This window comes from Pseudoalteromonas luteoviolacea H33-S (assembly GCF_001625695.1).
Lineage (GTDB): Bacteria > Pseudomonadota > Gammaproteobacteria > Enterobacterales > Alteromonadaceae > Pseudoalteromonas > Pseudoalteromonas luteoviolacea_B.
Genome location: NZ_AUXY01000122.1, coordinates 228,641 through 241,886, shown reverse-complemented (window position 1 = coordinate 241,886; position 13,246 = coordinate 228,641). Strand labels below are relative to the sequence as shown.

The 13,246-nt window shown below is 43.0% G+C and carries 11 protein-coding genes; 10 read left to right on the top strand and 1 reads right to left on the bottom strand.

Translation table 11 applies throughout. The features are described 5' to 3' along the window. Window positions 1-303: 303 nt before the first annotated feature. The 4 genes from N477_RS23440 (at window position 304) to N477_RS23425 (ending at window position 5,605) form a co-directional block, all read left to right on the top strand. A complete protein-coding gene (locus N477_RS23440) occupies window positions 304-993 on the top strand; it encodes a substrate-binding periplasmic protein (RefSeq protein ID WP_063361358.1) in 690 nt (229 codons plus the stop codon). Window positions 994-1,045: 52 nt separating this feature from the next. Then, entirely contained in the window at window positions 1,046-2,413 is a 1,368-nt protein-coding gene (locus tag N477_RS23435; RefSeq protein WP_063361359.1) for an MFS transporter, read from the top strand. A 108-nt stretch (window positions 2,414-2,521) separates the two neighbouring features. Continuing rightward, the gene (ssb, locus tag N477_RS23430) at window positions 2,522-3,190 is read left to right on the top strand and encodes a single-stranded DNA-binding protein (protein WP_063361360.1); all 669 of its coding nucleotides are present in this window, start codon (window positions 2,522-2,524) and stop codon (window positions 3,188-3,190) included. Between the two features lie 753 nt (window positions 3,191-3,943). Then, complete coding sequence (locus N477_RS23425; RefSeq protein WP_063361361.1) at window positions 3,944-5,605, top strand: EAL domain-containing protein; 1,662 nt, start codon at window positions 3,944-3,946, stop codon at window positions 5,603-5,605. Here N477_RS23425 and N477_RS23420 read toward each other — a convergent pair. Next, window positions 5,597-6,499: a 1-aminocyclopropane-1-carboxylate deaminase/D-cysteine desulfhydrase gene (locus tag N477_RS23420; RefSeq protein ID WP_063361362.1), complete on the bottom strand. Its 903-nt coding sequence runs from the start codon at window positions 6,497-6,499 to the stop codon at window positions 5,597-5,599. The two genes, N477_RS23425 and N477_RS23420, sit on opposite strands and share 9 nt — an antisense overlap. Window positions 6,500-6,710: 211 nt before the next feature. Between N477_RS23420 and N477_RS23415 the strand changes: the two genes are divergently transcribed. The 6 genes from N477_RS23415 (at window position 6,711) to rng (ending at window position 13,242) form a co-directional block, all read left to right on the top strand. Next, window positions 6,711-8,723 (top strand): SUMF1/EgtB/PvdO family nonheme iron enzyme, encoded by a 2,013-nt coding sequence (locus tag N477_RS23415; RefSeq protein WP_063361363.1) that lies wholly within the window; start codon window positions 6,711-6,713, stop codon window positions 8,721-8,723. A 124-nt stretch (window positions 8,724-8,847) separates the two neighbouring features. After that, a complete protein-coding gene (locus N477_RS23410) occupies window positions 8,848-9,891 on the top strand; it encodes a rod shape-determining protein (protein ID WP_010376642.1) in 1,044 nt (347 codons plus the stop codon). Beyond that, window positions 9,891-10,733 carry a rod shape-determining protein MreC gene (gene mreC, locus N477_RS23405; RefSeq protein ID WP_063361364.1) on the top strand — a complete coding sequence of 281 codons (843 nt, stop codon included), beginning with the start codon at window positions 9,891-9,893 and terminating at the stop codon, window positions 10,731-10,733. The genes N477_RS23410 and mreC overlap by 1 nt, the downstream gene beginning before the upstream one ends. After that, on the top strand, window positions 10,723-11,199 hold the full coding sequence (mreD, locus tag N477_RS23400) for a rod shape-determining protein MreD (RefSeq protein ID WP_063361365.1): 477 nt from the start codon (window positions 10,723-10,725) through the stop codon (window positions 11,197-11,199). The genes mreC and mreD overlap by 11 nt, the downstream gene beginning before the upstream one ends. Beyond that, a complete protein-coding gene (locus N477_RS23395) occupies window positions 11,199-11,777 on the top strand; it encodes a Maf family protein (RefSeq protein WP_063361366.1) in 579 nt (192 codons plus the stop codon). Before mreD ends, N477_RS23395 begins: the two co-directional genes overlap by 1 nt. Next, the gene (gene rng, locus N477_RS23390; RefSeq protein ID WP_063361367.1) at window positions 11,770-13,242 is read left to right on the top strand and encodes a ribonuclease G; all 1,473 of its coding nucleotides are present in this window, start codon (window positions 11,770-11,772) and stop codon (window positions 13,240-13,242) included. Before N477_RS23395 ends, rng begins: the two co-directional genes overlap by 8 nt. Window positions 13,243-13,246: the final 4 nt, after the last annotated feature.

The window sequence follows — 13,246 nt, the reverse complement described above, 5'->3', positions numbered from 1 at the left end:
AACCTAGGTGATCACGCTTAGGGTTTGCAAACTAAATTATGGGTAGCTGTATACACATACAGTATACTAAAAGCTGCGGTTATTCCACCCTTGATACGTGCTAAGCCATGTACTGGCTCACTCGTTGAGGTTGATTGCAAGAATAGACGGAATAAGCGCGCATGTTAGCGCATCCGACATACAAAATTAAGCTTTTGCAAAAATAAACAACTAAACTTATTTTTGAATATCACCTACTGAGTGGTGCAAGTGCGTTTTTTGCTTTTGAGTCTTTTTTTTCTACCGCCTTTGTGGGCATGCGAAATGACGGTGCGATTTGAAAATTACGCCGCACAATCTCGTTTGGATGAAGAAAAGGGCTGGCACGGAATGGATGTTGATTTTGCCAAAGCCTTATTGGATGAGGCTGGGTGCAGTTATAAGTTCGTCAGTATTCCATGGGGACGTTCATTGAAAATGCTCGAAGCGGGCAATATTGACTTAGTACTCAGCGTTACTCGCACGCAAGAGCGCACTGAATTTGCCTATTTTGTGGGTCCTCAGCGTATGGAAACAATCGTGTTTGCAATGAATGCAGAGCGCTTGTTTGACGTTGATAGCATGGATGATTTGTTTTCTCTACCCGTACCAGTTGCGATACAGCAAGGCGCATTTTATGGGCGCACTTTTACCGAACGGTATAGCAAACGGTTAGGCGATGAAACCCAATTTATCTTTGTTCCTGATAATCAAACTAAACTCAGTTTACTCAAACATGGGCGTATTGCTGGCTTTTTAGAAGAAAAGTTTAATATTATTTTTCAGTCAACTAATCACCCTGATTTTATGACCATAAAAATCGCACCGTTGGTGGTGAATCAATCACCGGTCTATTTTGCATTTAGTAAAAAAAGTGTGTCTGACAAGCAACTAGAACACTTAGTAAGCGCGTATAACAGGTTAAATAAAACTGGGCGTTTTAGTGAAATATTAAAAAAATATCAGTTGGACTGAGTTTTTGCTAAACTAGCTCGCGATTTTTTACTGTTTGACTTTACATTACTTTATGTCCAATCAATCTTTGAACCAAATTGAAAAACGCGCCGCTTTTTCACTGGCGGGAGTCTTTGCTTTTCGCATGCTCGGCTTGTTTATGCTGATGCCAGTATTGGCTATTTATAGTGATTCATTCGAAGATGTTTCGCCTCTTTGGATTGGACTGGCTATTGGTGCGTATGGTTTGACACAGGCGCTTTTACAGATCCCAATGGGATGGCTGTCAGATAAGTTTGGCCGCAAACCAATCATCATTGGCGGTCTCGTGGTATTTGCAATTGGCTCTGTTATTGCTGCAACCGCGGAATCTATTTACTGGGTGACGGCGGGCCGAGCGCTACAGGGGATGGGTGCTATTGCCAGCGCTTTGCTTGCGCTTGCATCTGATTTAAGTCGTGATGAGCAGCGACCTAAAGTGATGGCGGTGATCGGCATGTGTATAGGTTTGAGTTTCGCTGTGGCCATGTTAGTCGGCCCAATGGTTGCTGCTGCTTTTGGTATTGCTGGGGTCTTCTGGCTGACTGCGATATTGGCTGTGGTCGGCATCTTAATTGTCTTGTTTGTGGTGCCTAATGCGGTGCACAAAGCACCTAAAGGCGACACGGTTGCGTCACTGGTCGATATTAAAAATCTGGTTAAGCACCCGCAATTATTACGCTTAGATCTTGGCGTATTAATGTTGCACCTAACCCTAACTACATTATTTGTTGTCTTGCCTGCGAAATTGATTGATGACGGGCTAGATGCACAGTCTCATTGGCAAATATATATTCCGGTATTGATACTTGCGTTTGTTTTGATGGCGCCAATGATGATGATCGCAATCAAGAAACAAAAAGAAAAACAGGTGTTCTTAGGCGCTGTTGCCATGTTGAGTATCAGTACTTTATTACTGGTATGGTTGTCTGATTCGCTGTGGGGCATCGCACTGTCAATGACCTTGTATTTTATCGCTTTTAATTTCCTAGAAGCGACCATGCCAGCACTGGTCTCTCGGATCTCACCTGCAAACCAAAAGGGCTCTGCAATGGGGGTGTTTTCCTCTGGACAATTTTTAGGTGCCTTTTTAGGTGGCGTATTGGGAGGCTACCTAGCGCAGCACTATGAGACGCAAACTGTATTTGCTGCGGCAGCAGGAATTGGGTTAATATGGCTGGCTATTGCATGGCGCATGCAAGTCCCTCCACGTAGTAAAGCCATGAGCTTTGTAACAGAACTCGATAAACCTCAGCATGCACAAACACTTGCTGAAAAACTGGTCACATTACCGGGCGTGTTAGAGGCGACTGTAGTCAGTGAAGAAAATCGCGCTTATTTAAAAGTGGATGAAAGTAAATTTGATTTAAACCAAGCGAAGCAAATTTTATATTCTTCATAACGAGCAACGAGGTGCGATGAGAAGTCGAATTCGAAGCGCAATCGGTATACAATCGTTCATAGAGAGTAAAATTAAGCAATGCTTGTAATTGTGTGAGGAGAGGGTGCCATGGCACGCGGTGTGAATAAAGTAATCTTGGTAGGTAACCTAGGCCAAGATCCTGAAGTTCGATATATGCCTAACGGCAACGGTGTAGCGAACATTAGTATTGCAACCACAGATAGTTGGAAAGACAAAAACACAGGTCAGCTGCAAGAGCGTACTGAGTGGCACCGAGTTGTGTTATTCGGTAAATTAGCTGAAGTGGCTGGTGAATACTTACGTAAGGGCTCACAAGTATATATTGAAGGTCGTTTGCAAACGCGTAAGTGGACCGATCAAAGTGGTCAAGACAAGTATACAACTGAGATCGTCGTAGACATGGGCGGTCAAATGCAAATGCTTGGTGGCCGTAATGAGCAAGGTGGTCAATATCAATCTGGCGGTAACCAAGGTGGTTACGGACAGCAGCAAGGTGGTGGTTTTGCGCCTCAGCAAAATAATCAGCAGCAATATGGTCAACAGCCTGCCGCGCAGCAGGGCGGTTTTGCACCACAGCAGCAAGCGCCTCAGCAAAGTGCGCCTCAGCCGCAAAATAATAATTTTGGTGGTGGGCAATCTCAAAGTGCACCTGCGCAGAGTGGACAGCCTCAAGGCGGCTTTGCACCACAGCAGCAAGGCAGTGCTTCTAATCCAATGGAGCCACCAATTGACTTTGATGACGATATCCCGTTCTAATCAAAGGCAAATATAAAGTTATTTGACACTGAAAAGCCGCTAAATAGCGGCTTTTTTAATGTTATTAGAACGGTAATGGTGAAGCGGCTAGTTAATAAAAATAGCGAAAAGCTTTCAACATGAGATTGAAGAGCTTAACTCTACAAATAAAAGGTGGAGAAATCAAAGTAGCTGTTTGCTCAATAGGTTTCTTCAATGGCAGTGCAACTACAAAAAGAGGCCGCGTTAATTTTAAAAGTCAATCACGCCTTGCTATAAAGTGTCCATAGCCTGTTTAGCGCGCCGACCTTGCGGAGCAGTGACCTCTCCCAGCTGATAGTCCACCATATGCTTCTTCTTCAAAGTGAAATGATGTAAGCATGATCATTTATTCGAATTTACCTAAGAATTTATTTTTGTCAGGTATTGTATGTCGCTTTTAAATATAGTTTTTGTATTTTTACTACATTGTGATACCTAAGCCATAATGAGATTTGTGTTAAGCACATTGAGATGACATACATAGGGTATGCGAGCATTTGTACACAGTGAAAAAGCTTTGAAACTCAGGCTAAAATTGTTGTTTAGCTTGGATTTGATATGTCAAAAGTTATGGCGCTCAGAAGTAGAAAGCATTTTTTAATGTCTTTGTGCTATCTGTTTCTTTTATTATCCTAAAAAATAATACATTCAAGATCAGCAGCTTTTGGGAATCTTAATTAGGTTGCCTTGAGTTTTGGATTAGATTGAACAAAACTTTAAGCAGATCCCTTGATGGCAGCCTGTATTATGTTTCACTTCGCGCTAACTAAACACATCGCTAAACGTGAGTACGTGTTTTTGGTTGCTTGGAGTATTCTGCTCTTAGTGAGTAATTTAGTTGTAATACAATCAATCAGTACTGGGATTGATGAAGAATCACAGCGTTTAGATGCGCAGTTATCTTATTATATTGTTCCTATTCCTCCTCAAGAACTCGGCAAGTTGGCTAATCAACATGGTTTTAGCGTTTTCCCTAGTAATGATACTTTCATTTCGTGGTTTTCATCCCCACATCATTTTAAGGTCGGTGAGCATTCGATGAGTATGTATCCCACACAATTGATCAATAAAGGAATGATGTGGTTTATTTGGGTCAATACGGCCATTTTTGGAGCTGGGGCATTATTTGGCACTGTCTATTTGAGAAAACGGAAGCGTCATGTAGAACGTCGTAAGGTAAGTAAGCAGCTCACGCACAGAACACGTAATGGTAATGGGGAAAGTTTGGTGAATATACCTGTTACAACGGAGCAGCAGGTGACGATGTTTGCAATGTTTAAATGGCGTTGTGAACTGCCCAAGCACATTGAGCCGCAGAGCCACTTTAGTGTCACTTTAGCGAAGTGTTTTAATAAGTACCAGTATTGTTCAGCCAAGTATTTATCGTCAGGCACTTTGACCGTTACACTCGGTACATTAGGCAAAAATGAAGTTGAGCAAGCGATTAAACGCTTACATGAAGTTGTATATCAGGCATTGCTTGCCTTTCGCGGAGATTTGTCACGCAGTGCGGTTAAGTGCGGGGCGTGTTTTTATGGCGAAGGAGCAGACCAAACGCAAGTGTATCAAATTGCCAGATCTTCTCTTAGTATTGCGCAAAACCATGTATGGCAGCATATACATATGTTGCCACTGAATCACACGTTAGCTGAGAGTTTACTGGATGCTGAAGTGCATATTATGGAAGATATTCGCGCTGGGCGATTTGTACTTTTTTGTCAGCCTTTATTTGATTTCAAATCACAAGATGTGATCCAAAGTGAAGCGCTATTGCGTGTTCGGCACAAAACGCTAGGATTAATCACCGCAGGGCAATTTATTCATAAAATACACCATAATGAACACTTAGTTGAACTTGATAAGGCGATTGTTAAACAAGCACTAAAAGTACTATCTAAAGAGCCAAGAGGGTTTTCGGTGAGTGTTAATTTACATGTGGTGAACTGGTCTAATAGTGTATTTTTAAATTGGTTGATAGGCATTTTGAAGGATTCTGGCCGTGCAAGTGATGTGACTCTGGAGCTGATGATAAGTGACTATTATCAGCATAAAGATTACTTTGAGCAGTTTTTTTCTTCATTACTGCTGCTGGGTACCAATGTGGTGCTGGACCACGTCAATAAACCTCTAGATGTGATCCAATTACAAAGGCTGCATAATGTAACGGGGATCAAGTTGGCTTTTGAACTGATCCACGGCATTAATGGATGTGCAAAGCGGCGCGCGGTAGTGAAGCAGATAGTGGGTCAAGCCAAGAAGTTGCAAGTACCGGTATATGCAGTGGGTGTAGAAACACAAGATGAGTTTAACTGTATTAAACGCCTTGGTGTTGATGGTGCGCAAGGGTATTTTTTCAGTGCGCCCTTGTTAGAACTGGAAAATAGCTTAAATTAATTGTCGATAACGCAGGCCATCTAGTCCCTGCAGACCCCCCGTGTGTATGGCAATAATCTGACTATGCTTTGGGAAATGATCTTGCTCAATCAACTGCCAAAGTCCATACATCATTTTACCTGTATAGATGGGCTCTAGAGGCAAGTGATGGTCACGTCGCATTGTCTGGCAAAATTGCCAAAGTGCGTGTGAAAACTTACCATAACCACCTTCATGAAATTGTGTCAGTATTTGCCAATTTTTTTGAACCATCGCCTTTGGGTTTAGATTCATGATTTCCTCATTTAAATACTCCGCCCCTTTCAGTACTGCAAACCCGATAAGCTGTACGGAGGGGTCAAGTCCATCAAGTATACCGGCTAGCGTTCCACCGCTACCAACAGCACAGCAAACATAGTCACTTTTAGGTAAAGAGCGTGCTAATTCTTCGCAGCCTTGCAAAGCAAATTGGTTGCTACCACCTTCAGGTATGATGAAAGCATTGGGAAATCGCTTTTTGAGCAGAGCAAGGTAATCAGGATCATGACGTTGTCGATATTCAATTCGAGTGACGGGATGTAGGTTGACGTTACATGCTTTGGCAAAGCGGATAGTTGGATTTGCTGCATCAAGGTGTGGCCCTCTCACAATAATATCCGCAGGGATATTGTACAGCTTACTGGCCATGGCGGTTGCATAAACGTGATTTGAGAAAGCGCCACCAAAGGTGAAAAGAGAGCGGCATTGCTGGCGTTTAAGTTCTACAAGATTATATTTAAGCTTTCGCCACTTGTTTCCCTGTACAGTGGGATGGAGTAGATCATCTCTTTTTACCAGCAATTCAATTTTTTTGGCTGCCAATAAAGGGTGCCTAATTGTCTGCAGAGGCGATTCTAAGTAGCTTGTAGTCTTCATTTGATTTTCGATTTATCTGTAAATAAACGCTTTGAAGTTATTATTTCATGAAAATGTGCTCAGAACACTGGTAAGTACGTGACTAATAGTTGTAAACTCAGATATTAATTGTGCAAGGCTTGTGTTTTACTTCGTAAGTACATAGCATTGAGCATTAAAACATCAAAAATAACAAAGACCAAAACAACTGCCGCTGTTGGGAATGGAATATATGCGAATTGCTCCTTTATCTCTTTTTGTCTCTGCCGCCTTATTGTCTGTAAGTGTTTGGGCACAAGATACTGCGACTGTGACAGCTATCGAGTCAGAGCGCTCCGAAAAACAGGCTGAGTTAGATAGATATACTCAGATTTTAGACAAGCACGTGGCTGAAGAAGCCCGTTTACAATCACAACTTGAATTGTTGAGGACAAACTCAACAGAGTTGGATAAAGAAAAGAATCAGGCGCTCGACGCCATGAATGATTTATATCGTCGATTGATTGACGATCCTTCTATTGATATTTCATCTGCGCAGATGAGATACCAGCAGTCTGTTGCTGATCATAAATCGAATAAAGAAGATATAGCGATGCAGTTAGCGGCCATAGCATCGCACCGCAAAGACATAGAGCAAATTCGCGTTAGTAAACATACCCTAGTCAATACGCTTGCGAGCTTAAAAGATCAATTAAGTACAGCGCGTGTGGAGCGGCTTCGCAACGAGTTTACTCGAGAGGGCACATTAGAAGTTGAACACACCATCAATTGTAAGCGTACAGAAACGCTTGCGGCGTGTGAGCAAAGAGGTCAGCAATTAGGTCTACAAAAAGCAACCAAGCGTTTTATCGATCAGATATTTGCAAACCTAACAGAGCAACGCATTGTAGAGCCGAAGAGACATTTAGCTGGCGCGCAAGTGCAGGTCGTGAGCAGTCATGTGATTGGCAGTGCATTCAGCGGTCAGGGTAATTACAGCGTCAATTTAAGTGTGACAATGCGCGGTGATGTCAATAATAGCCGACTTTGTGGTTTGTTAGCGCTGGATAATCGCTTTTGTAGCGAGTATGGCACGCCGCTATCTGTAGGTTACCAAGCAAGTTATCCAACGACGTTTAGTGACAGTCAGCTTACTTTTAAAGATGAGCTGGATAAGCCTGAACCGAGTGTACCAAGTGTAACCGCACTTCAACCACAGACAGAAATTAAATCACAAATCATTCAGCAAACACCTCAAGACAGACAAGTTGACCTAACTTTAAGATCTAATGTTTATGATGATGAAGTGTTTATTGATGGTGTAAGTTATGGCTCGACTAAGCTGGTTGTCAGTGTACCTACAGGGTCTTATGACATTGAGATCCGTAAATTAGGCTATGAGTCATATAAGGCCAGAGTTGACGTAAGACGTGCTCGAACGATAAACGCAAAGCTGATAAAAAAGCCTGAGTCGATTGCTGCACCGACACCGAAAAGAGAGCAAGTTGAGCGTCCAAGCACTGTACAAAAATCAGTAACGCCTAACTTGGTTGAAAACAAAGTGGTGATTATTCCTGCAGGATCATTCCAAATGGGTGATTTAACCGGTAATGGACTGGCTAATGAGCGCCCAGTGGTAGAGAAAGTACTCAGTCACTCTTATGCGATGCAAAGCAATGAAGTGACGGTAGCAGAATACAGGCAATTTATTGTTAGCACTGGCTATCAAACAGAGGCTGAAAAAGGCACAGGTTGCGCTCATTACAAAAATGGCGAGCCTATTTGGGAAAGCGAATATAATTGGAGTAATCCAGGCTTTGAGCAAGCTGAAAACTTTCCCGTTGTTTGTGTAACCTATGAAGATGCTAAAGCATATGCAAACTGGTTATCTGCGGAGCAAGGCATTCAATATCGCCTACCAAATGAAGTAGAGTGGGAATATGCGGCCAGAGCCGGGACTAGTTCAGAATACCCTTGGGGCAATGAGATTGGTAGAGGGTTGGCAAACTGTGGATGGTGTGGCAGTGAATGGTCAAATAAAAGTCCATCCCCAGTTGGTGAGTTTTCACCAAATAACTATGGTTTATATGATACCGTCGGCAATGTTTGGGAGTGGACGCAAAAGCGTGCTTCTCAGGAAGATGTGACGGTTCGAGGCGGTGCATGGAACTTTGCTCCAAGCTTGGCTAGGGTATCAACACGCCTAGCATTAGCACCTGATTTTAGAGCTAATTATATCGGTTTTAGATTAGTTCGCGAAAGATAAATAATGCGCCGAGTAAGGTGCGTTCAGCTAAAGTGCAGTTAGCACTTTGTAGAGTTAAATATTTTAGCCGCAGTGACAATGATTGCGGCTTAGTTAAAAGAATTCTTTAAGGTTACCCAGCCTCATGTTTAAAAAGCTACGTGGATTATTTTCAAATGACCTGTCTATTGATTTAGGCACGGCGAATACACTGATTTATGTGAAAGAAGAAGGCATTGTATTGAACGAGCCTTCTGTTGTGGCAATTCGTCAAGAGCGAGCAGGTGGACCAAAAAGCGTTGCCTCTGTCGGCACAGCTGCAAAGCAGATGCTTGGTAGAACGCCTGGCAATATCAAAGCGATAAGACCAATGAAAGACGGTGTTATTGCGGATTTCTATGTCACAGAAAAAATGCTTCAGCATTTTATCAAGCAAGTTCACAACAATAACTTTATGCGTCCAAGTCCTCGCGTATTAATTTGTGTACCGTGTGGTGCAACACAAGTTGAGAAGCGTGCGATCCGTGAGTCAGCCATGGGTGCTGGCGCGCGCGAAGTGTACTTGATTGAAGAGCCGATGGCCGCAGCAATTGGTGCTGGTTTGCCAGTATCTGAAGCGACAGGTTCTATGGTTGTTGATATTGGCGGTGGTACAACTGAAGTTGCGATAATCTCGCTTAATGGTGTGGTTTATTCATCTTCTGTGCGTATCGGTGGTGATAAATTTGATGAAGCCATTATTAACTATGTAAGACGAAATTTTGGTAGTTTAATTGGTGAAGCAACCGCGGAGCATATCAAGCATGAAATCGGTTCTGCTTTTAAGAGTGAAACGCCAATTGAAATTGAAGTGCGCGGACGTAATTTAGCAGAAGGTGTACCACGCTCGTTTACGCTCAATTCACACGAGATTTTAGAAGCATTGCAAGAGCCTCTAATGGGGATTGTTAGCGCCGTAATGGTTGCGTTAGAGCAGTCACCACCTGAGTTGGCATCGGATATTTCAGCACACGGCATGGTATTAACTGGCGGTGGCGCATTGCTAAAAGATTTAGATCGATTACTGATGGAAGAAACAGGGATCCCAGTAGTGGTGGCTGATGATCCACTGACGTGTGTTGCGCGCGGTGGTGGCAAAGCGCTTGAGATGATTGATATGCATGGTGGCGATGTATTTAGTTACGACTGATGAATTTACTGTTTGGCCGAAGCATCTCTTTACAACTGCGACTTACTGTCGCAGTTGTGCTTAGTATTATCCTCATCATAGGTGACCGATATACCTCTGGTGGTACTTTTGTCAGAACGACACTCAATACGCTAGTTAGTCCAGTTTTATATGCTGCAAACGTGCCATACGAATTATTTAATGTGGGTGCGCAAAGCTTGCATACTCGAGACAGGCTGTTAGATGAAAATGAAACCTTGCGTGCCAAGCAACTTTTGCAAAGTGAGCAGCTTCAGCAATTCCAATTTTTATTAAAAGAAAATAATGAGCTGCGAGCACTACTGGGCGCTTCGTCACGACAATCCCATAGCCGCCAAATCGCGCAAGTACTGTCGGTGCGTTCGAATCGATATAATCACCAGGTTGTTATTAATAAGGGCACGATTGATGGCGTATCAGAAGGGCAAGCTGTTATTGATGAACTCGGATTAGTAGGTCAATTAACGCATGTCGGCACCACGACCTCCCGTGTATTGTTGATGACAGACACAACCCATGCGACCCCTGTTCGGATCTTACGTAATGATGTCAGTATGGTAGTCGAGGGGATAGGCAAGATTAATTTGGTGCAATTAGCCCATGTGTCACACAGTTTGGATATTCGTATCGGCGATATCTTAGTGACCTCAGGCCTTGGCAGCCGCTTTCCTGAGGGCTATCCAGTTGCCGTTGTCACTGAGATTGACAGAGATGAAGGACTGCCTTTTGCAAAAGTTTATGCTGAACCAATCGCGCAGTTAGACAGGATTAGACTACTGGTTATTTTAGGGGAAAACGATACGGAGGTAAGTAATGAGCCGTAGCTTTTCTTTTATCACTTTTAGCGTGTTTCTTGCGCTTATTATGGCATTGATGCCATTACCCTTTTCTTTAGAACCTTTTAGACCAGATTGGGTCCTATTAGTATTGATGTATTGGTCAATTGCGTTACCGCACCGGGTTAACATTGGCTGGGCATGGTGTACGGGTCTGATCATGGATTTGGCTGTAGGCTCTCCTTTGGGTGTTAACTCGTTGACTTACTCAGTGTGCATCTATATTACAGTCAGTAATTTCCAGAAGTTAAGAAACTTCTCCTTGTGGCAGCAAGCCATGTTGATAGGTCTGTTTTTAGCGCTGTACCACTTATTGCAGTTTTGGCTAAATCACTTCTTATTAGATATTTATTTTAATCCTGCATATTTATGGCCGGCTTTGGTTGGTATGTTGTGTTGGCCTTGGATCTTCCTATTGCTGAGGAAGTACCGTAGACATTTTAGGATCCGTTAATGACCGTAAAGTTATATTTGGCTTCGGCATCCCCACGCCGCAAAGAGTTATTGAGCCAGCTTGGTTACGATTTTGAGCAATTTTCTGTCGATGCGGATGAGCGAGCTTTGCCAAATGAAGCACCTGAAGCTTTAGTTGAGCGCTTGGCTAGGTTAAAAGCACAAAGTGGCGTTGGTATAGGCAGTGAGAACCGTCCAGTTTTAGGTAGTGATACGATTGTTGTCGCTAATGGAGAAGCGCTCGGTAAGCCTGTGAACAAAGACGACTTTATCTCTATGATGTCTAAGCTATCAGGCAACACGCATCAAGTGATGACTGCGATTGCACTGGCAGATAATCAGACAGTGATGAGTAAAACAATCATCACAGAGGTGACTTTCAAAGTACTTTCAGCTGCGGAAATAGAACAATATTGGTCAAGCCAAGAGCCACAAGATAAAGCAGGTGGATATGGTATACAAGGTCTAGGTGGGCGATTTGTAACACAGCTTAAAGGTAGTTATTTTGCTGTAGTCGGACTACCTTTATATGAAACAGACGAATTAATTCAAGCATTTATGGCGGGTCGAGATGAGTAGCGAATTATTGATCAATGTAACACCAAGTGAAAGTCGAGTCGCACTCATTGAAAATGGTGTGCTGCAAGAAGTACAAGTTGAACGCGTCGGTAACTTAGGCATTGTTGGCAATATTTATTTAGGCAAGGTGAGCCGAGTTCTACCGGGTATGCAAGCCGCATTTGTCGATATTGGCCTAGAAAAAGCTGCTTTTTTACATGCTTCAGACATTGTCAGTAGTGCTTCTATTGAAGAAGCGGTTGATCATCAGCCAATTAAAAAAGTGCAGGATATTAGAGAGCTAGTTAAGCAAGGTCAGTTCATTATGGTACAGGTGGTGAAAGACCCGATCGGTACCAAAGGGGCGCGTTTAACCACGGACATTACTATCCCTTCTCGCTACTTAGTCTTTATGCCAGATGCAACGCACGTTGGTGTTAGTCAAAGAATTGAAACAGAAGAAGAGCGCGATCGTCTTAAACATATTGTTGCCCAATATAATGATGAAAATGGTGGCTTTATTGTTCGTACTGCCGCTGAAGGCGCTGCGGAAGCTGAATTAAAACATGATGCAGAGTTCCTAAAAAAACTTTGGCAAAAAATTGTTAGCAAGCGAAGAAAAACTAGCAAAGCAAGTATCTTGCATGAGGACTTGACGCTGGCGTTCCGTACTCTACGCGATTACGTTGGTGAAGACATGGAGCGTATTCGTGTTGATTCCAAATTAACGTATCAGCAATTGAAGGCGTTTACAGAAGAGTTTGTTCCTCAGCTATCAGAGACGTTGGAGTATTATCCTGGCGAGCGTCCGATCTTTGATCTTTTTGATGTTGAAACAGAGATACAAAAAGCGCTACACCGTAAGGTTGAACTGAAATCAGGTGGCTATTTAATCATAGATCAAACAGAAGCCATGACGACCGTAGATGTGAATACTGGGGCGTTTGTTGGCCATAGAAACTTAGAAGAAACCATTTTCAATACGAATGTCGAGGCAACTTCTGCTATTGCGCGTCAGCTTAGGTTAAGGAACCTAGGCGGTATTATCATTATTGACTTTATTGATATGGTTTCAGATGAACATAAACGCCGAGTACTGCATTCACTTGAAGCGGCATTGGCAAAAGACCGCGCCAAAGCAAATATTAACGGGCTGTCAGCGCTTGGCTTGGTTGAAATGACGAGAAAGCGCACAAGAGAAAGTCTAGAGCACATTTTATGTGATGTATGCCCTTCATGCTCTGGTCGAGGATCTCTGAAAACCGTAGAAACGGTTTGTTATGAGATATTGCGTGAAATTGTCCGAGTAAATCGTGCATATGATGCGGATAAGTTCATGGTGTATGCCTCTGCGGCTGTGAGTGAGGCGTTAGTTAATGATGAATATCATAATTTGGCTGAGCTGGAACTGTTTATCGGAAAGCAAGTGAGTATCCAAACTGAAAACTTGTACAGCCAAGAGCAGTTTGATGTGGTAATGATGTAGGCCG